Source organism: Halobacillus sp. BAB-2008 (genome assembly GCF_000328325.1).
GTDB lineage: Bacteria > Bacillota > Bacilli > Bacillales > Halobacillaceae > Halobacillus.
Genome location: NZ_ANPF01000023.1, coordinates 22,644 through 46,010, shown reverse-complemented (window position 1 = coordinate 46,010; position 23,367 = coordinate 22,644). Strand labels below are relative to the sequence as shown.

Annotated in this window: 23 protein-coding genes and 2 pseudogenes; 18 read left to right on the top strand and 7 right to left on the bottom strand. The window is 46.7% G+C overall.

Annotated features, from left to right (window positions below; translation table 11 throughout):
• Positions 1–219: pseudogene (locus D479_RS06360) on the bottom strand (hypothetical protein); the annotation flags it as partial.
• 129 nt (positions 220–348) lie between these two features.
• Here D479_RS06360 and D479_RS06355 point away from each other — a divergent pair.
• The 4 genes and pseudogenes from D479_RS06355 (at position 349) to D479_RS06340 (ending at position 4,855) form a co-directional block, all read left to right on the top strand.
• Complete coding sequence (locus D479_RS06355; RefSeq protein ID WP_008634938.1) at positions 349–1,305, top strand: MBL fold metallo-hydrolase; 957 nt, start codon at positions 349–351, stop codon at positions 1,303–1,305.
• Positions 1,306–1,443: 138 nt separating this feature from the next.
• Positions 1,444–3,156 carry a hypothetical protein gene (locus D479_RS06350; RefSeq protein ID WP_008634935.1) on the top strand — a complete coding sequence of 571 codons (1,713 nt, stop codon included), beginning with the start codon at positions 1,444–1,446 and terminating at the stop codon, positions 3,154–3,156.
• Positions 3,157–3,236: 80 nt separating this feature from the next.
• On the top strand, positions 3,237–3,614 hold the full coding sequence (locus tag D479_RS06345) for a carbonic anhydrase (protein ID WP_008634933.1): 378 nt from the start codon (positions 3,237–3,239) through the stop codon (positions 3,612–3,614).
• A 118-nt stretch (positions 3,615–3,732) separates the two neighbouring features.
• Positions 3,733–4,855, top strand: a pseudogene (locus tag D479_RS06340) (FAD-dependent oxidoreductase).
• Between the two features lie 38 nt (positions 4,856–4,893).
• On the opposite strand, the gene D479_RS06335 reads toward D479_RS06340, so the two are convergent.
• On the bottom strand, positions 4,894–5,313 hold the full coding sequence (locus D479_RS06335; RefSeq protein WP_008634926.1) for a VOC family protein: 420 nt from the start codon (positions 5,311–5,313) through the stop codon (positions 4,894–4,896).
• 142 nt (positions 5,314–5,455) lie between these two features.
• On the opposite strand from D479_RS06335, the gene D479_RS06330 reads away from it, so the two are divergent.
• Positions 5,456–5,674, top strand: a complete 219-nt coding sequence (locus tag D479_RS06330; protein ID WP_008634923.1) for a hypothetical protein — start codon at positions 5,456–5,458, stop codon at positions 5,672–5,674.
• 91 nt (positions 5,675–5,765) lie between these two features.
• Here the strand turns inward: D479_RS06330 and D479_RS06325 are convergent, their stop codons facing one another.
• On the bottom strand, positions 5,766–6,428 hold the full coding sequence (locus D479_RS06325) for a type 1 glutamine amidotransferase domain-containing protein (protein WP_008634921.1): 663 nt from the start codon (positions 6,426–6,428) through the stop codon (positions 5,766–5,768).
• A 210-nt stretch (positions 6,429–6,638) separates the two neighbouring features.
• On the opposite strand from D479_RS06325, the gene D479_RS06320 reads away from it, so the two are divergent.
• From D479_RS06320 to D479_RS06290, 7 genes are all read left to right on the top strand, one after another.
• Positions 6,639–6,977, top strand: coding sequence for a metalloregulator ArsR/SmtB family transcription factor (locus D479_RS06320; RefSeq protein ID WP_152413333.1), 339 nt, complete (start codon positions 6,639–6,641; stop codon positions 6,975–6,977).
• A 14-nt stretch (positions 6,978–6,991) separates the two neighbouring features.
• Positions 6,992–9,049, top strand: coding sequence for a cation-translocating P-type ATPase (locus tag D479_RS06315; RefSeq protein WP_008634916.1), 2,058 nt, complete (start codon positions 6,992–6,994; stop codon positions 9,047–9,049).
• Positions 9,050–9,199: 150 nt separating this feature from the next.
• Entirely contained in the window at positions 9,200–10,690 is a 1,491-nt protein-coding gene (locus D479_RS06310) for a UDP-N-acetylmuramoyl-L-alanyl-D-glutamate--2,6-diaminopimelate ligase (RefSeq protein WP_008634914.1), read from the top strand.
• A 161-nt stretch (positions 10,691–10,851) separates the two neighbouring features.
• Positions 10,852–11,787, top strand: coding sequence for a riboflavin biosynthesis protein RibF (gene ribF / locus D479_RS06305; RefSeq protein ID WP_008634913.1), 936 nt, complete (start codon positions 10,852–10,854; stop codon positions 11,785–11,787).
• Positions 11,788–11,813: 26 nt separating this feature from the next.
• Positions 11,814–12,062 carry a YuzB family protein gene (locus D479_RS06300; protein ID WP_008634912.1) on the top strand — a complete coding sequence of 83 codons (249 nt, stop codon included), beginning with the start codon at positions 11,814–11,816 and terminating at the stop codon, positions 12,060–12,062.
• Between the two features lie 14 nt (positions 12,063–12,076).
• Positions 12,077–12,565, top strand: coding sequence for a DUF1189 family protein (locus D479_RS06295; RefSeq protein WP_008634911.1), 489 nt, complete (start codon positions 12,077–12,079; stop codon positions 12,563–12,565).
• 102 nt (positions 12,566–12,667) lie between these two features.
• Positions 12,668–13,492 carry an aldo/keto reductase gene (locus D479_RS06290; protein WP_008634910.1) on the top strand — a complete coding sequence of 275 codons (825 nt, stop codon included), beginning with the start codon at positions 12,668–12,670 and terminating at the stop codon, positions 13,490–13,492.
• Between the two features lie 41 nt (positions 13,493–13,533).
• Here the strand turns inward: D479_RS06290 and D479_RS06285 are convergent, their stop codons facing one another.
• A complete protein-coding gene (locus D479_RS06285) occupies positions 13,534–14,115 on the bottom strand; it encodes a CDP-alcohol phosphatidyltransferase family protein (RefSeq protein ID WP_008634909.1) in 582 nt (193 codons plus the stop codon).
• Positions 14,116–14,290: 175 nt separating this feature from the next.
• Between D479_RS06285 and D479_RS06280 the strand changes: the two genes are divergently transcribed.
• Positions 14,291–14,872, top strand: coding sequence for a cell wall hydrolase (locus D479_RS06280; RefSeq protein ID WP_008634908.1), 582 nt, complete (start codon positions 14,291–14,293; stop codon positions 14,870–14,872).
• A 48-nt stretch (positions 14,873–14,920) separates the two neighbouring features.
• On the opposite strand, the gene D479_RS06275 is transcribed toward D479_RS06280, so the two are convergent.
• Positions 14,921–16,333: an alanine/glycine:cation symporter family protein gene (locus D479_RS06275; RefSeq protein ID WP_008634907.1), complete on the bottom strand. Its 1,413-nt coding sequence runs from the start codon at positions 16,331–16,333 to the stop codon at positions 14,921–14,923.
• 145 nt (positions 16,334–16,478) lie between these two features.
• On the opposite strand from D479_RS06275, the gene D479_RS06270 reads away from it, so the two are divergent.
• The 5 genes from D479_RS06270 (at position 16,479) to D479_RS06250 (ending at position 21,043) form a co-directional block, all read left to right on the top strand.
• Complete coding sequence (locus D479_RS06270) at positions 16,479–17,075, top strand: flavin reductase family protein (protein WP_008634905.1); 597 nt, start codon at positions 16,479–16,481, stop codon at positions 17,073–17,075.
• 174 nt (positions 17,076–17,249) lie between these two features.
• The gene (locus D479_RS06265) at positions 17,250–17,627 is read left to right on the top strand and encodes a GntR family transcriptional regulator (RefSeq protein ID WP_008634891.1); all 378 of its coding nucleotides are present in this window, start codon (positions 17,250–17,252) and stop codon (positions 17,625–17,627) included.
• Positions 17,620–18,519 (top strand): ABC transporter ATP-binding protein, encoded by a 900-nt coding sequence (locus tag D479_RS06260; RefSeq protein WP_008634888.1) that lies wholly within the window; start codon positions 17,620–17,622, stop codon positions 18,517–18,519. Before D479_RS06265 ends, D479_RS06260 begins: the two co-directional genes overlap by 8 nt.
• Entirely contained in the window at positions 18,494–20,509 is a 2,016-nt protein-coding gene (locus tag D479_RS06255; RefSeq protein ID WP_008634887.1) for a DUF6449 domain-containing protein, read from the top strand. The genes D479_RS06260 and D479_RS06255 overlap by 26 nt, the downstream gene beginning before the upstream one ends.
• 15 nt (positions 20,510–20,524) lie before the next feature.
• Entirely contained in the window at positions 20,525–21,043 is a 519-nt protein-coding gene (locus D479_RS06250) for an RNA polymerase sigma factor (RefSeq protein ID WP_008634886.1), read from the top strand.
• A 103-nt stretch (positions 21,044–21,146) separates the two neighbouring features.
• Here the strand turns inward: D479_RS06250 and D479_RS06245 are convergent, their stop codons facing one another.
• Complete coding sequence (locus D479_RS06245) at positions 21,147–21,644, bottom strand: PCYCGC motif-containing (lipo)protein (RefSeq protein ID WP_051989380.1); 498 nt, start codon at positions 21,642–21,644, stop codon at positions 21,147–21,149.
• 111 nt (positions 21,645–21,755) lie between these two features.
• Positions 21,756–23,366 (bottom strand): thiamine pyrophosphate-binding protein, encoded by a 1,611-nt coding sequence (locus tag D479_RS06240; protein WP_008634884.1) that lies wholly within the window; start codon positions 23,364–23,366, stop codon positions 21,756–21,758.
• Between the last annotated feature and the right edge of the window lies 1 nt (position 23,367).

Below are 23,367 nucleotides of genomic sequence, written 5' to 3'. Positions count from 1 at the left end.
TGGAGAGCCCGCCGCTTCCAAAATGTCCTGCCCCTCATTCCTATCCACATCTTCACTGACAAGCATCGTCACCTGATCCGGAGTGACGTCGGTGATGATCCCGTTTAACGTTCTTCCGTCCTTCAGTTTGACGTTGACGTGATAGTACTGGTACCTCGTGCATTGTTCGTAAGTAGGTTTCATTTGCTCGGGGGAGGACATGTTCTGATTTTGCTTCACTTTCACCAACTCCTCAGAAACCATGATATTCACCTAGTTCGGGAAGTGTGACACGTATTCTGAGAGAAAACGTTACCAATGTGACATGGTTTTTTGTAGAATGGAAGTGATTGGAAGGGAGAGGGGTAAATGAAGAGTCCATGGAAACTTGCAGAAGATACGTATGTCATTGATGGTATGGATATGGGATTGGAAGGTCGCACAGGTACATATGTGCTGACAGGAGAAAACATCGTCTTAGTTGAAACAGGAGCGAGTTTGTCCGTAAAGGAAGTCAAGGCGGGGCTGCAGGAGTTGGATATTTCCCTGGATCTTGTGAAGACCATCATACTTACACATATTCATTTGGACCATGCAGGTGGGGCAGGACTCTTGTTGCAAGACTGCCCGAATGCGGAAGTGATCGTCCATGAGAAAGGGAAACGACACCTGATCGATCCATCCCGATTGATCCAAGGTGCAAAAATGGTCTATGGAACCAAGTTTAATGAGTTGTTCGATCCTATCGTACCAATACCGGAAAGTCGTTTGTGTGTAAAAAAAGAAGGAGAAACAATGCCCCTGTCCCCCGAACGGGTGTTGACCTTCTACGATACACCGGGACATGCCAAACATCATCTTGGTATTCACGATTCGCTGACGAACGGAATATTTACCGGCGATACATGCGGGATTCGTTACCACCAAACAGATGATCACGGATTGATCTTTCACTTACCGACGACCTCTCCGAATCAGTTCGACCCTGGAGCGATGGAGCAATCTATAAGAATGTTTCGGGATTTAAATCCAGACAGGCTTTATTTCGGCCATTTCGGGATGGGGGAAGATCCTGATCAAACGTTTGACCAAGTGCTTGAATGGCTTCCCGTATTTACGAATACTTCCTATAAGATCCTTAGTGATGGAGGAGGAGTACGGGACATTCAAACCTCCTTGATGAATAAAGTTTCATCATTCTTAAAAGAACACGGCATACCTGACGATCATCACATCTATACTATATTGAAATTGGATATGGAAGTATGTGCCATGGGACTGGCTGACTATTGGATGAATACAGGGAAACAAACAGGTTCTTCTTAATGGCGATAATCCGAACGGTTCTTCCAATTCGCAAAAAAGTGGGCGGCCGTTCGGATTTTTCGTACTTGCTTTCATGTGAAAAGTGAAACTTCATGGAGGGATGAAACGTAAATAAATATATAAAAGGGGGAAGTACATATGCTTGGTATGTTACTTGCGTCGGTATTATCATTTATTCTCTATTTCATACTGACGATCATTGCTTATTTCAAAAACAGGATGCGTAGAACGAAGATTATGAAAACAGGCATCGGCCTGTTCGTGTTCGGTATGGTTGTCATGGTCATCGTTGTTTATGTTTTCATGCCTACGATTACGATTCCAAATCTATTAGTACTGAATGCGATTGTCGCCATCGTACTCGTACCTCTTGTCTATGGGGGAGCGAAAATACCGGTTTCTATGCCGGCAGCAACCCGGTCGCTTACCGGAGGAGTCGTTCTCCTCGTTGCTGTGGCCATCCTTGCTGTATTCGTATACAGCATCATCGCTTTGCAGACGTCTCACGATACGATCACGCAGTCCCAAGAGGAAGAAGCGAAGCCGTTGAATGAAGAAAACACGCCGATTTCCGTAGCACCTGAATCGGCGCGGAACAAAGTTCAAAAAGCGATGAGTGTCGTTCCGAACACACAGTTTTATGATCTTGGAAAACTACAGGCTCAACAGGTAGATGGAGAAATCGTTTATATCGCACCTGTCGAATTCTCGAGTTTCTGGAGATACTTCCGAGGAAAAGAAACGGAAGGCTACTTCTCTATCTCAGCGACGAACATCAATGCGCAGCCGGAATTTGTGGAAAGTAAGATGCGGTACACGAACTCCAGCTATTTCCAACACAACGTGCAGCGGGCGGTATATAATAAACACCCGAATTACATTCAGAGTGGAGAAGCGCAAATCGAGGTGGACGATGAAGGGAAACCTTGGTATGTCCAAACCATATACAAACCGTTGTTCTTCTCCAATCGTCCGGATATGGACGAGATTAAAGTAGCAGTTGTCGATCCGGTATCCGGTAATGTGAAAACCTATGACTCGGCAAAAGCGCCGGAATTCATAGAGGGATCTGTCAGCTCGGAGTTAGCGGCATTGGAGAACGAATACTTTGGTAAATACATTAATGGTTGGTTAAACTCAATTTTCGGCAAGAAAGATGTCAAAATCCCGAATGAATCCGGAACAGAAAGCAGCGTCACTCCGATCTTTAACGAGCAGGGAGAAATGTTCTATTTCACCGACATGGCCTCACCGAAAGAAAACATCGACTCCGCGCTTGGTTATACGCTTATTCATGCCAGGACCGGTGAGCTGACTTACTACAATGGTCAAAAAAATCAAGGGATCATGGACAGCAAAGGTGCTATTCAAATTGTAGATAAGCAGTATCCGGAGAAGAAATGGACCGGAACGATGCCGGTGCTCTATAACGTAGACGGAGAACCAACCTGGATCGTCAACGTATTGGATCCGAACGGTTTGTTCAAACAGTATGCGTACATCAAAGCATCTGATTCCGATTTTGCCGTTTTCGGTGATACAGCGAAGCAGACCTTGAATGCATATCGTCTGCAGGTTGCACAGGATCCAAGTAATGTGGAGGGAAGCGAAGCGGTTGATTTGTCAGAAAAGAGCGGTGTCATCAACCGGGTCTTGGTTACCTCCACGGAGTCCCGTCAATCGGTGCAATTCCTTCTAGAAGGCGATACGACGATTTATACCGTTACGACGAGCAAAGCGCCTCTCGCTATATTCCTGAAAGAGGGAGACCAGGTCGAGATGCAGGTGCGTGTTCGTGAGAATGGTACAGGAACCGTAGAAGAGATGCAGATCGAGGGAATCACACAATAAACGGAAGCAGCAGGTTGATCGTACCTGCTGCTTTTTTTATGTGGTAAAATGGGTAACAGATAACTATAGGAGGGATTTGTATGTCAGAATTTGCTACAGCAATAAATTGTATGGATGGAAGAGTTCAACTTCCTGTCATCAAATGGATGCAGGAACAGTATGGTGCTCCGTATATCGACATGATTACAGAAGCTGGACCGACCAAATACCTGTTGGAAGGGACAGAAGACCAGCTGGCTGCCGTTAAAGCCAAGCTTCGCATTTCTGCAGAAAACCACGGTTCCGGAGTACTTGCCATCGTAGGTCACCATGACTGTGCCGGTAACCCTTGCCCTCGTGAAGAGAAGGAAGAACAGATTAAGAAGGCTGTGGATTTGGTTCATTCTTGGGACCTCCAGTTGAAAGTAATCGGCCTCTTCGTCAATGATCAATGGCAGGTAGAAACAGTAACGGAATAAAAGAAATGCTGAAAACCCGGAATCCTCCGGGTTTTTTGTTCGCCTGCATTGGAGCAGGTTCCCATCCTCTTATACAATGGGGTTGGTTTTAATAAAAGAGGAAAAAGGTGTTGGAGGAATGAAAAAATACATTGTTGTAGGCGGCGGGGTCCTTGGTGCCTCGACGGCCTATCATTTAGCAGCGGCCGGTGCAGATGTGAAGATTGTAGATCGGAAGGACCGTGGGCAGGCGACGGATGCTGCGGCCGGGATCGTTTGTCCGTGGCTTGCTCAAAGAAGAAATAAACGATGGTATAAACTTGTTAAGGGCGGTGCCGCCTATTATCCGGAATTGATCCGTCGTCTGGAAGCGGATGGGCAGACAGAAACCGGGTACCGTCGTGTCGGGGCAATCGGTCTGCACACTGACGAAGAAAAACTGCAAAAAACGTTGGATCGAGCATTGAAAAGAAGAGAAGATGCTCCTGAAATGGGGGAAGTTACAATCATTTCCGAGGCAGAGACGAAGCGTCTGTTTCCACCCCTTAAAGAAGGATACAAAGCCGTTCATGTAAGTGGAGCAGCGCGGGTGGACGGGCGTGCTCTGCGTGATGCTCTGCTTGCTTCGGCAGAAAAGCATGGAGCGGAGTGGATCAAAGGTGAGGCACAACTGTCCTATGATGAGCAGCGTGTGGATGGTGTACACGTGAATGGTGATTTCCACGAGGCCGATGCTGTACTCGTTACGGCCGGTGTATGGGCGAAGGACCTGCTCGAACCGCTGGGGATCGACTTTCTCGTGCATCCCCAGAAAGCACAGATTGTTCATTTAAAGCTCAGCGAGGAGAGAACGGAGGACTGGCCTGTGGTCATGCCGCCAAACAATCAATACATGCTTTCTTTCGGAGCTGGAAAATTGGTCGTTGGTGCTACGCATGAAACGAAAGCAGGCTTCGATCCGCGGGTCACTGCAGGGGGGCTTCACTATATCTTCGATAAAGCGCTTGACGTAGCACCCGGCCTTTATGATGGAACCGTAGTGGAGACAAGAGTCGGTTTCCGCCCGTTCACGCCGGACTCTCTGCCTGTATTCGGTGCCCTGCCTTCGCACGCAGGATTGTATGCAGCTAATGGCCTTGGCAGTCTCAGGTCTTACCTCAGGTCCTTACCTCGGAGCTGAGCTTGCACGCCTTGTCTTAGGAGAGCAGACAGAGCTGGATCCTGCAGATTTTGATGTCCAAGGTGCAATCGGCGAAAAATAAAAAAAGAAACCCCTGTGCCGTTCGAAACGGCGCGGGGGTTATTTTGTGTCTGGATAATCACAATACTCAATAATGGTACCTTCTGTATCCACCGGGTTTAAGTAGATTAAGCGGCGACCGTGCTTGTTTGTCCGCATCGTCCCATCCAGAGTGCGGATTCCCTGCTGCTCTAATTCCTTCAATGCAGCGTCCAGATCGCCGACATCATAGGCAACATGATGAACGCCTTTCCCCTTTTGTTTAATGAAGCGTGCGATGGGAGAAGTAGTGTTGTTCGTAGGCATTAAAAGCTCTGTGCGCTGCCCGTGAATATCAATGATTGCAATTTCACTCTCCACGCCTTCTGCTTCGTTACGATACCGATCTATGAGCTTTCCCCCAAGGGTTTCTGTATGGAAAGTTATACTGTCCTCGATGTTTCGTACGGCTATACCGATATGATCGAAACGTTTCTCCATGTGTCATTCTCCTTTATGTATGCTGATGATGCTTATTATTCTACCATATTCGAATGACCCGCCTCTTTTACGAGAAGGAAGCACAAACGTACAAGCTGATTAGTTCTATCTACATAGAGTAGGGTATGGGAGGTGAATAGTTATGCCTGCCTGGATCAATCGTAGTTTGAAAATTGTTTCTTCGGCGGTCTTTTATATTGTCGTGACGATAACGCTGCTTGGTGCAGTCTTTCACACATTGGTAACCGGATGGACGATTTGGAAAGCTGTGATGGTCGTCAGCCTGTTCGTTCTTTGGCTGCTTTCTTATATCATTCTCATCCAGAAACTGTATGGGTACTTGTTTGGTAAGCGGCAATAGACGGGCATCATAAGGAAGAGGCACCCTCGTTTAAGGATGGTGCCTCTTCAACACTTTGAAAAAAGGCATCCCAATGGGATGCCTTTTTGTCTTATTTGTTAAGGTGTTTGACTACTTCTTTAGCTACTGCCTCGGTAGATTGTGGGTTCTGACCTGTGATCAGATTGCCGTCTACTTCAACATGAGTGGACCAATTCGGGCCGGTTAACACCGTAGCTCCAAGCTCGTTCAACTTGCTTTCAAGCAGGAACGGCATGTACGCATCAAGCGTAGTGTCTGCTTCTTCTGCATCTGTAAATGCGCTGACACGCTTCCCTTTTACAAGAGGCTCACCACTGGACAAGGTCGCTCCTACAAGTCCCGCCGGGCCGTGGCAGACAGCTGCGACTGTCTTATCCGATTCATAAAAGCTGCGTAGTAGTTGCTGCAGCTTCTCATTGTCCGGGAAGTCAAACATCGTCCCGTGTCCCCCCGGAAGAAAGACAGCATCAAAACCGTCCGCTTCTACGTCGGAAAGTGGTAGTGTATCCTCCAGATGCGGTTTCGTATCAAGGATTTCCTGTGGCTCATCCTCACTGACACTTGCCGGGTCTACTGGAGAAAGGCCGCCTTTCGGACTGGCTACAGTCACTTCATATCCTTGTTTTTTAAATTCGTTATATGCTTCACCGAACTCGGATAACCAAATGCCGGTGGTTTTTCCTTCTGTAATTTGATCGTGATTCGTTACAATCATTAAAACTTTTTTAGACATTTTCCATTTCCTCCTTCTTTGGTAGCGAATGGACTTCATATTCTAATCCCAAACTCTATTCCATGACAAATGATTTGTTTGAACAGATGGGGCTGTTCTATTTTTACCCGGTAACAGCAATTATAAAACAGGCTCGTACCGCATTGACAAAAATGGAGAGCCGGCATACGATGAGTATATGAATATATGCGCATATAAGGAAGGTGTCGAATAGTGAGCAAAGAACATAATAAAGAAACCGCTCCTGATAAAGAGGTGGAGGAACTGGATGAGGAAACGCTTTTTGTTGTTTCCCAGACGTTTAAGGCGTTATCTGATCCTACCCGCATCCGCATTCTCCATCTGCTTTGTGAACAGGAAATGCCCGTAAACCAAATCGCAGAAACATTGGAATTAAGACAGTCGACCGTTTCTCATCAACTGCGTTTTTTAAAAAATCTGCGTCTGGTGAAGTATAGGAGATCGGGAACTACGCTTTTCTATTCAAATGATGATGAACACGTGATCGACCTCCTGCAGCAAACGATCAACCATGCGCTTCACCATTAAAGGGGAGTTTGATAATGAAGGAATACAAGTTGCAGGGGTTATCCTGCGCCAACTGTGCCGCGGAAATGGAAGCAGAGATAAAGAAGCTGGATAAAGGTCAGGATGCACAGCTTCTGTTTAATTCGAGTAAGCTGGTCGTCAGTGAACAGGTCGATTTGGATCGTGTCAGAAAAATACTCCGGTCGGACGGTGCGTCCATGATGGAAGATGGAAAACAGGAGTCCTCCGGTCCCAACATGCTGCACCTCGTCCTCCTTTCGAGCTTCATCTTTGCGGCAGCGCTTGCCGGAGGCAGCGTTCTTCCTCCTGCTCTATTGACTTTCTTATACTTGGCAGCCATAGCGGTCAGCGGGTACAGGACGTTCTTTAAAGGAGCGCAAAACCTGGTTAAGCTGAAGTTCAACATTGATACATTGATGACCATTGCTTTAGTCGGAGCGGTTGCTATTGGAGAATGGAAGGAAGCGACCCTTGTTGCAATTCTGTTTGGTTTGAATGAGTATCTGGAAGGCCTTGGGATGGAGAAGGCCAGAAATTCGATGGAACAATTGCTGAAGGTTGCCCCGAAACAGGCGACGCTGTTGATGGAGGATGGTTCTGAACAGGTCGTTTCAATTGAAGACTTGGTAAAGGGGGACCGGGTTATTGTTAAGGCCGGTGAGAAAATACCTTCTGACGGTAAGGTCCTCTCGGGATACAGCTCCGTCAACGAGGCAGCCATCACCGGTGAGTCGCTGCCTGTTGAGAAGGAAGCGGACCATCTGGTCTATGGCGGGAGTATCAACAATGAAGGGGCATTGATGATTGAAATCACGAAAAGCTATGATCAGTCCTCCTTAGCTAAGATTCTTCAGTTGGTGGAGAAAGCACAGGAAAATAAGACACCCACAGAGCTCTTCATCAATCGTTTTGCAAGATATTACACCCCTCTGATCATGGCTGTTTCTTTGCTTGTGATGATTGTTCCACCTGTTTTGTTCTCCGTTGCCTGGGGAGATGCATTCTACCAGGGGCTGGCCGTACTGATCGTAGGATGTCCATGTGCCCTCATTTTATCTTCACCGATTGCCATTCTATCGGGGATAACAAAGAACGCCCGAAACGGAATATTAATTAAAGGCGGAGCCATTCTGGAACAGCTCGGAAATGTCACCAGTATCGCTTTTGATAAAACGGGAACGCTGACGAAAGGAGAGCCGACGGTACAGTCAGTCAAGGTGTATGACGAGGAACGCTTCTATAAGATTGCCCGTGCAGTGGAGTCGCAGTCCTCGCACCCGATTGCTCGTGCCGTTTTGGCCGATCCCGAGGTTCGCGAAGCCCGAGGTTTAGAACCATCTTCTGTAGAGGCCGTTCCTGGAAAAGGCGTTTATGCCATGATTGAAGGCAGGGGGTACTATGTAGGTAGTGAAAAGACGCTTCGGGAACTGGATGTCACCCGGCAGCAGAAGGATGACATAGAAGAGTGTAAGCGCTCCGGTTACTCGCTTGTGATCATCTCTGATGAAAAATCCGTTTTAGGCATGTTCGGTGTAGCGGATGAAGTCAGAGAGGAAAGCAAAAGTCTTATCCGCAAGCTTCACAAACTAGGCATTAAACACACAATCATGCTGACAGGGGACCATGAACAGACGGCCCGTAAAGTCGCAGCACAAGTAGGGGTCACCGATGTTCATGCCGAACTGCTGCCGGAACATAAAGTAGAGAAAGTGGAGGCTTGGAAACAGTCAAGCAAAGTAGCTATGGTTGGTGACGGTATCAATGATGCCCCTGCACTTGCCGTTTCGGATCTTGGTATAGCTATGGGGAAAGGGACGGACAGTGCTATTGAAACAGCGGATATCGTGTTGATGCAGGACCATTTAGGAAAACTGCCGAACGCTGTCAGGATAGCCAAGAAGGTGAACCGGATCGTGAAAACGAACATAAGTATTGCTCTCGGCCTTAAGTTGATCGCTCTCTTGTTAACGATCCCGGGATGGCTGACCTTATGGGTGGCTATATTGTCGGATATGGGTGCAACGATCCTGGTAACATTGATCAGTTTGACCGTTCTTATTACAAAGGATTGAACAGGACCCGCTGCCGGGACGTGCAGCGGGGTTTTTATATCCGCGGAAAATAGTGGGGAGGTTTCCGCTTATTCTACGCTCCGTCTGTACATACTTTTCACACGAAAAGACGACGATAAAGAATATAACATTTTGTGAGGAAATGAAGCGATGATTATACGAAGGGACCATCTCAAACAATTAAATATACTCGAATGGTACGGACCGGAGGAAGCAATGGTGTCTTCTCTTGCTTTCCACTCTCAGCAAGTGAAGGAGAATACGGCTTTTTTCTGTATTAGAGGGGAGAACTTTGATGGGCATGCTTATATAGGGGATGCGTTGAATTCAGGAGCTTCCATGATTATAGGCAGTGCCCCCTCGTTGTTAAAACAGTGGCAGGAAAAGGCACCGTCTGTCATTTTCGTGGTGTTGGAAGAAGTTCGTTCTGCAATGGCCGTGGCAGCGAAAGTATTTTATAACCACGCAGATCAGGAGTTGAAGACAATCGGTGTGACGGGGACAAATGGAAAGACGACGGTTGCTGCTTATGTCCGTTCCCTCTTAACCCTGCTCGGAATGCGGACAGGGTCGATCGGTACAACAGGAATATGGACATCCCGAGGGAAATTGGAATATAAGAAAAGTACACCGACAACGCCTGAATCGATAGACCTGCACCGGATCTTCCGTGATCTTCGTAACGAAGCGGACGAAGCCGCTGTAATGGAGGTATCTTCCATTGCTCTCGATCAATGTCGCGTGGAAGGAATTGTTTTTGATGTAGCTATCCACACCAACTTTTCGGAGGAGCACCTGGAGTATCATCACACCCTGGAACATTATAAAGCCTGTAAGCTCCGGTTGTTCCGTCAAGCTGATCATACAGTTGTCAATGTTGATGATGAAGGCATGTCAAAGGATCTGCTGGAGATGGATGGAAAGCACCGTTTGACATACAGTATCACCGGAGCGGAAGCAGATATTCGCGCTTCCGAATTGGAACGGATGCAGGAAGGATCAAGGTTCCGCCTGTCTTTTCAAGAAATGAGCGAGACGGTTACCGTTCCTGTTTACGGTTCTTACAATGTTGCAAACGTCCTGTCTGCTATCGCTGCAGCTATTCATTTAGGGTACGAGTTTCCTGCTATTCTTCATGTGCTCCCCTTACTGGAAGGCCCGGAAGGACGATTTCAAGTTATTCCCATAGAAGATGGTCCGACGATAATATTGGATTACGCCCATACTCCTGTTGCGCTGGACAGACTGTTGGAGGAAGTGAAGAACTTGGAGCACAGACGTTTGATTGTCATGATTGCAGGAATTGGAATTCGTGATTTCAGTAAAATGCCTAAGATGGCCGCGACTATAAATGGCCGGGCAGAGGAAATTGTTGTCACGGTCGATCATCCGGGATACCATGACCCTGCTGCTATCGTCGATCAGGTCATGACGGGGTTCTCCAATCCCGAAGCCGTTCATATTCATAGAACAAATACGCGGGAAGCAGGCGTTCGAAAGTCTCTATCCCTTGCAGAAAGCGGTGATATCGTATTGCTGACAAGCGGTTGTATCAACAATGCGCAAATCGTTAGAGGGGAAGAAATCCCTCATTCTGATGAAGCAATCATTGAAGAATTCTATGCTTCCGTCCTACGTTAAAACAGGCGGATTCTCTTTTAAAAGGGGAATCGGCTTGTTTTTTTATGGAAGGTTGTTTTATAAGGGCAGAATCATTGCAAAATCAGGTGTTGGTTGATTAAATAAAAGGAGATAATATAGAATAGACAGGTTTAATTCAAGTTGGAAGGGATGCTTTGCTAATGGAAACTATCGAAGTCACGGGACGACCGCCGGAAAGTTCCGAACCGAAGGTACTCATTATCGGTAAAATGGACGGCGTCCATCTCGGTCATCAGGCACTGCTGAGAGAAGCGAAGAGCCTGGCAGCCGAAGGAGAGAAGCTGGCCGTGTATGCGTTCTCTGATCATCCGAAATGGGTACTTCGCGGTGATGAAGCATTTAAAGCCTCTTTGTCCACGGATATGGATAAACAGCGTTATCTCAAAGCCTATGGTGTCGAGCTGTACTATCACGTTCATTTTACGAAAGAATATGCCAAAACGTCTCCGGAAGAATTTGTTTTGGAACATTTAAATCGTTTAAATATCCGACATGTCGTCGTCGGGGAAGATTTCCGATTTGGGAAGGGCAGAGGATCGGACGCCGAAGGGCTGAAAGAACTCTGTGCATCCATCGACATTGGAGTTTCTATCGTTCCGGGTGTGCTAATGCACGGGGATAAAGTGAGCAGTACAGATATCCGGAATCATGTGATGGGAGGCAGAATGGAAGCTGCCCAGTCGATGCTCGGCCGCCCCTTTGAAGTAACAGGGGTTGTTGAAAAAGGCCAGCAGCTCGGTCGTACGCTCGGGTATCCGACGTTGAACGTAGGTGGGATTGACGCTTACGTGAATGTGAAACCGGCCGTCTATCTTGGAACGGTCCAGATCGGATGGGACAAGCCGGAGTATCACTACACGTTAATCAGTGCCGGTTACCGCCCGACCGTGAACGGGGATTCTTATAAAGTCGAAGCATACTTGCTGGACTTCTCCGGTGACTTGTACGGTCGGGAAGTTACGGTGCAATTTCTGCGTCATCTCAGAGATGAAGTGAATTTCAATGGAATGGATGCACTCGTCGAACAGATGAAGCACGACGAAGAGGAAGCACGAAGCATTTTAGGTTTAGCTTGATAACATCTTAGAAAGGGGTACGCACGATGGGGATTGTAGTCGTAGAAGTTTGTGACGGGAACTTGATCAATGAATTGGATATTGAGGGTCTGATCGAGTCCGAATACCCGGAAGTGGCTGTACTCATGAATGATTGTCTATCTTTCTGCGGTATGTGCGCCGTGCGTCCTTACGCCATTGTCAACGGCCACAGGGTATTCGGTAAGACACCCGAAGAAGCATTGGATAAAATCCGCAGAAAAATTGAAGAAGAACTGGCGATTTACGCTGAATAAGGCGGGGTGAGACGATGGGATTCCTTGATTCCTTGATGAACAGTCTGCGTTTACCGAAGAAAGAAGCCATGTTCCGCTTGAATAGAAAAGGGATCACCCACACGATCGGCTATTTATTTATTCTTCTGGCCCTGTTGTTCCTGCCGGATATGGTTGCAACAATCGTTCATATGGAAACGAATTTGACGGAGATTTCCCGTGGGCGGTATGTGGTTCAGTTTTTAGTCTTTTACCCATTGTTGATCATTTTTATCATATTGGTCGGCATTTCCCTGCTGGCTGCTGCGAGTTTGCTGCTCAGGAGAGTGCTTTCGAGAAAACTCATTTATCAGCAGCTTTGGAAATTGTCCGCTTATGCTGTCACGCTGCCATTGATTCTAAGCGTTGTTCTGAAATATATGGAGGTGCCTGATCGTTACAGTGCCCTGTTATTTCTGATTATTTTCGGTTTCTTTATGTACAAAATGATTATCGTCTATCCGAAAGTACCTGCCAAGGCGTGATCCTGCAGGTGCTTTTTTGTTTGAGCAGATTCATCTATGGGTACGGAACTAGTGTGCTACAATATTCGTGAATGAAACCCTTATCAGAAAAGGAGAATGACAATGAAAACAGTTACGTTACATAACACCATTGAAATGCCGCAGCTTGGCTTTGGTGTTTGGCAAGTAGAAGAGAATGACGCAGTACCTGCTGTTACGAAAGCGATCGAAACGGGTTACCGTTCCATCGATACAGCTGCCATTTATGGGAACGAGAAGCAAGTCGGCGAAGCGATTCGTCAAAGCGGCGTTTCCCGTGACGAGCTGTTCATTACAACCAAGGTCTGGAATACGGACCAAGGATATGACAAAACGATTCAAGCACTGGAAACAAGCCTGGATAAACTCGGTCTTGATTACGTGGATCTTTATTTGATTCACTGGCCGACTCCGGAATTTGATGAATATGTAGAGACGTATAAAGCACTGGAACAACTGCAAAAAGACGGCAAAGTGAAAGCAATCGGCGTGTGTAACTTCGAAATCGAACATCTGCAGCGTCTGTTGGATGAATGTGAAGTGAAGCCTGCCGTCAACCAAGTGGAATGCCATCCTTACCTGGCACAGAACGAATTGAAAGACTTCTGCCGTCAACACGGCATTCACCTGGAAGCATGGAGTCCATTGATGCAGGGCGGAGAAATCCTGAAAAATGATTCCGTACAGGCCATTGCTGAGAAACACAGCAAGACTCCGGCGCAGGTTATTATCCGCTGGCACTTGCAGAACGATACGATCGTTATTCCAAAGTCCATTACACCTTCCCGAATTGAAGAGAACTTTGATGTTTTCGATTTCGAGCTGACTGCGGAAGATATGGACGCAATTAATAAATTGGACCGTGGTGAGCGTAAAGGTCCGAAACCTTCTGAAATGAACGTTCGATAAATATAAAAAAAGGAGCCGGCGTTTCGAAGCCGGCTCCTTTCTTATTTTAAAATCCTTTTTGCCTCCATGAAGCGTTGACCGCCTGTGAACAGTTCGACGCCGAAGAATAAGAGCGTCGACCAAAGAAGGAAGTCAGGGAAGAGGAGCATGAGACTGAAAAGGATGAAACCTTCCGTCCGCTCCGCCAAGCCTGCTTGATAGTAGAATGATTTAATCCCGGATCTATCCGATACCGCTCCAACTACGAGAAAGATAGTCATGGAGATAATGATCGAAACACTTAACAACAGGAGCGGCCATAGGACTTCAGGGTGAACGTATGCGATAGCCAGTATCATCCCGATTTCCACAATCCGGTCGAAGGTTACGTCCATCACTGTGCCGAATGGCGAACTACTCGTACTTCGAGCCATTGTTCCGTCTACGGCATCCAGAAACCCGGACAGCCATAAGAGAAGGACGGCAATGACCGGCTGCCCGAGGACATAAAGGACACTTGTCCCTACGCCTGCCACGAGTGCCGCAATGGTCACTTCATTGGGAGTTCGGCCCATATGTATGAGCTGCTCAGCTGTCTTCTTAATGACTGGTTCTACATATTTCCTTGCGTGAGTATCTAACATGACAACACCTACTTTTATCTAATCCATATTCTTTACCCAAAAGCATCCGTCCCTAGACTTCGACTGGAGCGTTCAACGGTTCACAAGGCTGGTAATCTTGGAAAGAATTAATAATGAATTCATCTGACCTCTATGTTACCTTGTAATAGATCAAATTCAAGGAGGTAGAAGGATAGTGTTTAAGAAAGTTTTGATGTCTGGAATCGCCGCTGTCGGCGTTCTTGCTTTGTCATTCCCACAGCTGAGTTCTGCCGAAGTGAAGATGCATAACGTAAAGCAGGGCGATTCTATTTATAAGATTGCCCAGAATTATGGAATTTCAGCCGATCAGTTGGCGGCTATGAATGATAAAAAGGGAGACGAAATCCATCCTGGAGAGCAGTTGAAGCTTCCTGTGATGCTCAACGAAGGGGAAAAAGACTTATTGGCCCGTCTTGTTGAAGCAGAAGCAAAAGGGGAGAGCTATGCTGGTAAGGTAGCTGTAGCTACGGTTGTTCTGAACCGGATCGAGAGCGATATTTTTCCGGATACGCTGTATAACGTCATCTATGATGGGTACCAGTTCTCTCCGGTATTGAACGGGACTATTGAGCAGCCTGCTGGTGAAGAATCCAAGCGTGCGGTGGAAGAGGCGTTGGATTACCAAGGTTATGACCGCGAATCCATCTTTTTCTATAACCCCGATAAAGCACAAAGTGATTACTTGAGTAAAAAAGAAGTAACGACAGTAATCGGTAACCACGTGTTCATGAGATAACAAAGAAGCACCCTGTAAGGGGTGCTTCTTTGTTTATTAGAAATAGGATCAGCTGGCGTCTTCTTCGTGAAAGAGTTCCACTTCTCTTTTCTTTCGGCGTTTTTTATACACGCGGTCGATGTAATCGTCTGTTAATGCTGCCACTTCTTTATGAAGGAACAGCAGCGGGATGATGTTGGCGAGCAGGACAAATGCCAGAAGCAGATCCAGGAAGTTCCAGACGAACTGCAGTCCGCCGATTGCCCCGACAAAAACCGCGAGAATATATACGATCCGCATAAACTTCGCAGCTTTCAATCCGTATAGATATTCCGCTTGTTTCTCTCCATAGAAAACGAGAATACCTATCGTAGTAATAACGAAGAAAATGAGGAAGACGCTGATAAAGCTGCTTCCAAAGGCATCTCCGAATTCACTGCCGATGGCGACATTGATCATGTTGGATGCATCGCTTCCTTCCACTTCTCTCCATGCACCTGTTACGAGTACGGTTAAGCCCGAAATTGTACAAATAACGATTGTATCGACGAAGACACTGACCATGCCCCACATCGCTTGCTTGGATGGATGATCGGTTTTAGCAGCAGCGTGGGCGATTGGTGCTGTTCCAAGGCCTGCTTCGTTGGAATACAGTCCCCGGGCAATTCCCCATCTGAGAGCTGCGGCAATTCCGGCACCTGCGAATCCTCCGGTAGCGGAAATAGGAGTAAATGCATGGGTGAAAATCAGGCTGAATACGTTAGGAATCTGCTCGATATTTGCAAAAATAACATATAAACAGATACCTACATACACCAGCACCATACCTGGAACCATCTTGTCCGTAACTTTGGCAATACGCTTAATGCCGCCGAATACTACAAGGGCGATGGCTGCACACATGACAGCACCGGTAATATAAACGGGCCATCCAAAGGCACCCTCCGTTTGGGTAGCAATCGAATTCGATTGGACCATAGCACTTGGTATCAACTCAATCATCAGGAAGAAGGCGAAGGCGGTGGAAACCCATTTCCATCCTAGCGCTTTCTTTATGTAGTATTGCGGGCCGCCTACCCATTCGTTGTTTTTATTTTTTTCGCGGTATTTCATTCCCATCAGGATTTCACTGTACTTCGTAGCCATTCCAATCAGAGCTACGACCCACATCCAGAACAGTGCGCCGGGTCCTCCGAGAGAAATCGCGACCGGTACCCCAACAATATTGGTTGCACCTGCCGTAGAGGCGAGTGCGGAAGTGAATGCCTGGAAGGGTGTAATCGTCCCCTTTTTCTTCGTCTTCTTGAAAATCTGTCCGATTGTTTGATGAAGAATATGTCCGAAAAAACGGAACTGAAAAAAGCGGATACGGATAGTGAGAAAAATGCCGCCGGCGATAAGGATGATCGCGAGCGGGTAAGTCCATAGGAAATCGGAAATGGCGGCGATTCCTGCCTTGATACTATTCCATGTCTCTAACAAGATTTTGTCTCCTCTCCATATCAATAGATACCCATATATTCCCTTATTTTAATTTGTTAAACAATAACAGGAATTCATAGGAGTGTGAAAATTTAGAATATAATTTATCATTGTATTATACAAGTCTTTTCAAGGAGGAAGAATTATGTTAATTAAAGAGGTGGACTTTAAGGACCATTATATGAACAAACTTATTAAAGGCGCAGTCGTACCAAGGCCGATTGCCTGGGTATCAACCGTCAATAGCAAAGGCGGACGTAACTTGGCGCCTTTCAGTTTCTTCACGGTAGCGTCTATGGATCCGGTGACTTTATGTTTTTCGGTTGGAGAAGGGAAAAGAGAAAAGGATACACTGACAAATATTAAGGAAACAGGTCAATTCATTATTAATATTGTTACGGAACGACTTGCTAATGCCATGCACGAAAGCAGCAAGAGTTATGATGCCGGAGTCGATGAATTCATTATGGCAGAAGTGGAAGCAGAAAATGGAGAAACGGTCCGCGTTCCCCGGGTCAAAGAGTCTCCGGTCCACATGGAATGTGAATTAGACCGTATTGTAACGATAGGAGCCGGTCATTTAGTACTTGGGAAATTGGTTGGTTACCACGTGGAGGAGGAGGTGTACATGGAAGGGGATAAAGTGGACCCGGAGAAGCTCCGACCTGTAGGGAGAATGGGTGGGAATTACAACATGGTTCGGGATTTCTACTCTCTTCCTAATTCAGACCTTCCTTCCTAGTAGAAGATCGTGCGGTATTCCGCACGATCTTTTTTTATGAGCGTCTGCCCGGCCTTTCTTGCCATGGATAATACATTTCACAAAAAAAACCTTTGCAAATGACATATTCTGCTTTATACTACTGTATTATGAGTAGTAATACAGTTAATACACCTAAGAAATGGAGGTGGATAAATGTTTGAATTGGATGTTCGAAGCCGTAAACCGATCTATGAACAGTTGGTGGAGAAGCTGAAACAGCTGATTATCCGTGGAGTCCTGAAGGGAGATGAGAAGCTTCCTTCCGTACGGGAACTTGCTCAACAACTGACGATAAATCCTAATACCATTCAGAAGGCGTACAGGGAATTAGAATCCCAGGGCTACATTTATTCTTTAAAGGGAAAAGGAAGTTTCGTCCATCCGGAGCGGAACGTAAATAACGATGAGGAGTTGAGGAAGATGAAGGAAGCGTTGAAGAAGCTGTTTGCAGAAGCATTGTATCTCGGTATGACACCGAAAGAAATAGCCTCCCTTCTTCGTGAAGTAGAGGGTGGTGAACGGAATGATTAATGTGAAGGGTTTACATAAATCCTTTCAAAAGGAGAAGATCTTGAACGATGTTACTTTTCAAGTAGGCGAGGGATCGATTTACGGCCTTTTAGGGTCCAATGGAGCTGGAAAAACCTCCCTGATGAGGATCTTGGCCGGAATACTAAAGCAGAGTGACGGGCTTGTACAGATAGATGGACAGCAGGTGTTTGAAAATGAGGACACACAGCAGAAAGTCTTGTTCTTATCAGACTCTTTGTATTTTCATCCTCAGTATACGACTCGTCAGATGGCTAATTACTACCGGTCCATGTATAAGGCATGGAGTGAAGAGCGATATGAAGCATTGAAAGAGGTATTCCCTTTGGATGAGCACAAGAAAATAAGCCGGTTTTCCAAAGGAATGCAGCGACAGGTTGCGTTTTGGCTGGCGATGTCCTCGAACCCCGATGTGCTTATTCTCGATGAGCCGTTCGATGGTCTGGATGCAGTGATGAGGCAGAGAGCACGAAGTTTGATCATTCAGGACGTTGCCGAGCGGCAGATGACCGTGCTGATCTCTTCTCATAATTTAAGAGAAGTGGAAGATATCTGTGATCACGTCGGTATTCTGCATAAGGGGGAACTTTTACTGGAAAGAGACTTAGATGATTTGAAAGAAGATGTCCATAAAATCCAGGTAGCCTTCCGCGATCAAGAAACATCCGTTACATCTATCGGACTGGATCTCCTTTATCACGAAAAGCGCGGCAGTGTGAATCTATTGATCGTCCGCGGTAAAGAAGAAGAAGTCGAGCGTTCGATAAGAGCGCAGCATGCGCTCATCTATGACCGGCTCCCTTTAACGCTGGAAGAAATCTTCATCTACGAAATGGGAGGTGCAGGATATGCCTTTGAAAACATCCTCGTTTAACCGGGAAATTATTAAGCAGGATTACCGGAACGTCGGCTGGATTGCTATCGTCTATTTCTTCGGTCTTTTCTTTTTCGGACCGATGCAGGTGTGGATGAGTATGAGTCAGGAGGAGCCGGACTTCTATAACGGCACAGGAATGTTCGAAGGAGCCTTTCTGTATGAAGCCCAGGTCGTCTTCGTTTATCTTCTTCCGGTTTTGATGGCCATATTTCTATTTCGCTATATACAAGTGAGAGGAGCGGCAGACTTTGCGCACAGCTTCCCGGTAAAACGTTCCGCATTGTTTATGCATCACATCCTTTCCGGTGTCTCCTTACTGCTTGCACCGCTTCTGTTGAATTACATTCTTCTGCTTGTGACAGCTCTTGCAGCGGATGTAAGTGCGTATTACACATTGGGGAATCTGGGTTACTGGCTTCTGTTAATGGTTGTCATAACGCTGTTGTTTTTCAGCGTTACGGTATTCATCGGAATGCTTACAGGATTGTCTGCTGTCCAGGGAGTGTTGAGTTACATATTCCTTTTACTTCCGGCAGGTCTTTATGCTCTCATCTCGTACCTGTTGTCATCAACTGTAAAAGGTTTCTCACAAAACGTCATTCTTAATGAATCGCTGGATAAGTTCTCACCGCTTTTGGACATCGTTGTCTTTGAGAGAAGCTATTATGTTTCTGGTGAAGGAGAAGTCGCAGGGGAACTGCCGGTTGCCAATGTGAGCTTGCTTATATACGGAGCAGCGGCTGTCTTTTTCTATTTTGCCGCCCTGTATTTGTACAAAAAGCGACCGCTGGAAGCTGCCTCCAATTCCTTGGCGTCTCCGATCCTGCACCCTGTTTTTAAGTTTGGCACAATGTTCTGTTCCGCATTGTTTGGAGGGATGTACTTTGGCCTGACGCAGAATTCTCATTCCTGGATGATTGCAGGGTTCGTTATCGGAGGAACGATCGGATACTTATTGATCGTCATGTTAATTGAAAAGACCTGGAGAATTTTTATCTGGAAGCATGCGAAAGGCTGGGCAGGCTATGCGTTGATCACCGCGGTGATGATTGCTGTCATTCCATTCCTTTGGAAGGGATATGAATCCTATATTCCAAGTGCCGGGGAAGTGGAGAAAGTGTACTTCGGAAACGGCTACTACCAATATGAAGAATCCCAGCGGGAAGGAAGCAATTACTCGTTTGTCCGTTCGAAGGAAGCCATTGAGCAAGTGAGGGCTGTCCATGAATCGTTAATAGCAGAAAGCGAACCTCTTGAAAAATCCGGGGAAGACTTCTTTATCGGTTATCAACTGGACAATGGCAAAGAAGTGCTCCGCCAGTACTACGTGGACAGAAAAGAGATTACGGAAGGCTTGAAGGAATTGTATGAAACAGAAGAATATAAAAATATGCATTATCCAATTCTTCAAGCAGATATATCAAATATTGGTAAGGTGGATCTATATCCTGTAACGAATGGCAGTGAGATGCCGAGGTTGTACGATCCGGAAAAAATCAGTGGTTTCGTTGAAGCATTGCGGAAGGACTTGGAAGGACTTACTTATGAAGAAATGGTTGATCCGAAAGGGTTTGGAACCAATATTGACTTTACGGTGTCCGGAATGGAGAATCGAGGCTTCTTGTCTACCAGTGTCTATACTTCCTACGAACATACAATGGAATGGCTGAAGGAAGAAGATCTTTATGAAGAGGTAATGGTTGATTCATCCATGGTGGATAAAGTGGAAGTGTATCCGCTTGGAAATGATAAATATGACACGTACGATTTCGAAGGCTATGCAATGGCGCTTCAAGGAGAAGGATATACTCCGATGACCCTGAACGGTGCGGATCAAATAGAAGCTGTCATGAATGCAGACGAAAACTGGAGAGAGAACGGGTACCTTTTCGTCTATTATCTCAAAGGGGAAGATTCGGAGAACAAGGTGTACTTAAGTATGGAGGAAGCGGAAGCTCCTGACTTTGTTAAGGAACACTTTGAATAAGGGAGAGACATGAGGATGGATTTCCGTGACATGTATGAACAGTTTTACCAAAGGGTTTATTATACAGCTTTGAAAGTGACCAGGGATGCTTGTGCGGCGGAGGATATCCTTCAGGAGACTTTCATGAAAGCACATGAGAAATGGGAAGAAATCAGGGATCAAGGCAAGGCAGGTGCCTGGTTGGCTACGATTGCCCATCGGAAGGCTATTGATTACCTCCGGAAAGAGAAACGTACACAGGTGGTTCCGTTGGAAGAAGCATTGACACAGCCTTCCAAAGAATCCCCATTCTCGGAAGTGGAACATACCTGCGTCCTTCATCAAATGGAAGAGGGGATAAGGAAACGTGTCGGCTTGTTATCTCCGAAGCTCCGCGATGTTTTTCAGCTCCATGTAACCCGGCAAATGTCAGAAGGGGAGATTGCGCAAGAGTTGAATATTTCCCTCTCCGCTGCTAAGTCCCGATTACACAGAGCCAGAAAAGCTGTTAAAGGAAAGATGACAGAGGAATGGAATTTTGGGGAAATTGCCTGACTAGTACGGTTATAATATTGACGGGCGCCCTTTCTCGACAGCCTGAAAAATCCGAACGCACGGATGCGTTCGGATTTTTTTTCTTTGAAAAGTGTGGACAGCACTAGATATCCGGCGTCGGCGTTGGATCTGCGTAGCCTTGGTTGTAGGTTTCGTCAATGATCGAGCGAATTTCCTTTACAGACTTTCCTTCTTCGGAAGCGACGATAGCTTGGGCGGCTATCTCCAGGCAAACACCGCATTTCGTTCCGTGGTTGTCCCATTCTATCGAACCGCTTTCCTCTTGGGCGTGGACGAAGCAGTCGTAGTTGCTCGTATGTCCGACGCTCTCGCCACATCCGCAGTAGCAAGGCATGGATTCCAATAATCCTCGATACGCCGGTACGGCTGCATAGATCGTTTGAATGTTGTCGGGCTGTTCTGTTAAAAAATTCGGAAGCTTGGAGGCAGAACTTGTTGTTTCACGGATATCGCCGTTGACGTGCATCGCTTTTTCTTCATGGGTGTGTTGTTCCGTCTCTGATTCTTCCTCTAATGTAGAGCAGCCGGAAAGAGACAGTCCGACAGCAAAGCTGACAGTAAGCAGTTTCAGTGATTTCAATAGGAGGCACCCTTTTCTGAGGTAGGATAGTTCCATCATAAGAAGGGTCACTTCTAAAAAGCAATCGCAATCTTATAAAACGGCATTATTTCCCGAAAGAAGACAAAAATTTTACCTGTCACCCATTGGCGGAATGTTGTCATCCACTAAGGAAATCTCAAGAAGAGAGGGACCGTCTGCAGGGAGAATTTTCGCTATGGTCTCTGTATCTATATCTTCCAACGTCTCTATTCGAACACTTGGAATACCCATAGAGGCAGCCATCTCCGCGATAGCGACAGGCTTTTGGCCGAAGCGTTCGTGCGCCCGCTTATACTGAAGAGCGTGGCCGTGGTGGACCATCCCCAGCCGGGCGTTATTCATGACGATGAATAATACGGGGATGTCGTATTCCTTAGCCGTCAAAATTTCCATTCCGTGCATGAAGAAGCAGCCATCCCCCGTAATGCTTACCGTAGGCCTGTCTGGATCGGCAAGCTTGGCGCCTATGGCACTGCCTATTCCGCTTCCCATAGCACCGAAGTGGACGTTGATATCAAAAGAGTCGGCAGACCGCACCGGCACATGGTGAATAACATAGGACATAAATTCGCCAATGTCGATCGTGAATCTTGTAGAGGCGGGTAGTAGTTCCTGGAGGGCGTGTAATACATTCTGAGTATTGTACTCATCTCTGTCGTTCCTATGTTTCTCCCGAACAGGAACAGCAACCTCTGCAGGATTATAATCTCCTGATTTCAAAGCGGTTGTCAGGGAAGAAATCGTTACATCCAGGTCTCCGTGTAAAGGAAGGTCCACATTGTATCTGCGGTTAAAGACCGTCGCATCGTAATCGACCTGAATCGTGTACTTGTTTCTCGTCAAATGTGGGTTCCAATTGTTTGTAGCGGTTTCTCCCAAACTGCTGCCTAATATAAGAATCGTTTCTACTTCAGAATCGTGGACGAGTGTGCTTGCCTGCTCATGACCGGCGAATCCGAAGACACCCTGATGGAGCGGATGGTCTTCAGGAATATACCCTTTTGCCTGAGGCGTTGTGATGAACGGCCAATGGAGAAGTTCGGCTAATTCTAGAGCATCTTTAACCGCGCCTCTTATCCCCTGCCCGAGCAAAATCATTCCTTTCTTTGTATCCGCGAGTTTATCAGCAGYCTCAGCAATCAACTCATCGCGGGGAAGAAGTTTTGTACGCTGCGGGAACGAAGGGATGGAAGGTGGAGCAATACTTTCCAACTGCACATCGATAGGCATGGCGATGTGGACTGGCCCGGGGACTCCGGTCATGGCGATCTCCACAGCTTTATGAATTTCAGGAAGCAGATCTTCCGCACGGTCTACTCGCTGGCTGTACTTCGTCACGGATTGATAGATCGGATCAGCATGTAATTCCTGTGACGCATTTAAACCTACTGTATCAACGGGGACGGCACCAGTCAGAAACAATACGGGCAGGTGCTCCCTCATGGCATTGGCAGCACCTGTTACTAAGTTGGTTGCCCCCGGACCGCTGCTTGCTATACATACGCCTAAAGAGCCGGAGTATTTAGCGTAGGCGGCAGCCATATAGGAAGCAGCCCCCTCGTGCTTCGTCACTACTGGAGTTATGGAAGGTGTATCATACAGCTCGTCAAAGAAGGCGTTGACCGAACCGGCGGGTATACCAAACACGTGCGTCACATTACCGTTTACGAGATAATCCATAACGGCTTTCACAGCTTTCATA

Excerpts from the sequence above, each read along its gene's own strand:
- D479_RS06355 (WP_008634938.1), top strand. The coding sequence starts at position 349 with ATGAAGAGTCCATGGAAACTTGCAGAAGATACGTATGTCATTGATGGT.
- D479_RS06350 (WP_008634935.1), top strand. The coding sequence starts at position 1,444 with ATGCTTGGTATGTTACTTGCGTCGGTATTATCATTTATTCTCTATTTC.
- D479_RS06345 (WP_008634933.1), top strand. The coding sequence starts at position 3,237 with ATGTCAGAATTTGCTACAGCAATAAATTGTATGGATGGAAGAGTTCAA.
- D479_RS06335 (WP_008634926.1), bottom strand. The coding sequence starts at position 5,313 with ATGGAGAAACGTTTCGATCATATCGGTATAGCCGTACGAAACATCGAG.
- D479_RS06330 (WP_008634923.1), top strand. The coding sequence starts at position 5,456 with ATGCCTGCCTGGATCAATCGTAGTTTGAAAATTGTTTCTTCGGCGGTC.
- D479_RS06325 (WP_008634921.1), bottom strand. The coding sequence starts at position 6,428 with ATGTCTAAAAAAGTTTTAATGATTGTAACGAATCACGATCAAATTACA.
- D479_RS06315 (WP_008634916.1), top strand. The coding sequence starts at position 6,992 with ATGAAGGAATACAAGTTGCAGGGGTTATCCTGCGCCAACTGTGCCGCG.
- D479_RS06310 (WP_008634914.1), top strand. The coding sequence starts at position 9,200 with ATGATTATACGAAGGGACCATCTCAAACAATTAAATATACTCGAATGG.
- ribF (WP_008634913.1), top strand. The coding sequence starts at position 10,852 with ATGGAAACTATCGAAGTCACGGGACGACCGCCGGAAAGTTCCGAACCG.
- D479_RS06300 (WP_008634912.1), top strand. The coding sequence starts at position 11,814 with ATGGGGATTGTAGTCGTAGAAGTTTGTGACGGGAACTTGATCAATGAA.
- D479_RS06295 (WP_008634911.1), top strand. The coding sequence starts at position 12,077 with ATGGGATTCCTTGATTCCTTGATGAACAGTCTGCGTTTACCGAAGAAA.
- D479_RS06290 (WP_008634910.1), top strand. The coding sequence starts at position 12,668 with ATGAAAACAGTTACGTTACATAACACCATTGAAATGCCGCAGCTTGGC.
- D479_RS06285 (WP_008634909.1), bottom strand. The coding sequence starts at position 14,115 with ATGTTAGATACTCACGCAAGGAAATATGTAGAACCAGTCATTAAGAAG.
- D479_RS06270 (WP_008634905.1), top strand. The coding sequence starts at position 16,479 with ATGTTAATTAAAGAGGTGGACTTTAAGGACCATTATATGAACAAACTT.
- D479_RS06265 (WP_008634891.1), top strand. The coding sequence starts at position 17,250 with ATGTTTGAATTGGATGTTCGAAGCCGTAAACCGATCTATGAACAGTTG.
- D479_RS06260 (WP_008634888.1), top strand. The coding sequence starts at position 17,620 with ATGATTAATGTGAAGGGTTTACATAAATCCTTTCAAAAGGAGAAGATC.
- D479_RS06255 (WP_008634887.1), top strand. The coding sequence starts at position 18,494 with ATGCCTTTGAAAACATCCTCGTTTAACCGGGAAATTATTAAGCAGGAT.
- D479_RS06250 (WP_008634886.1), top strand. The coding sequence starts at position 20,525 with ATGGATTTCCGTGACATGTATGAACAGTTTTACCAAAGGGTTTATTAT.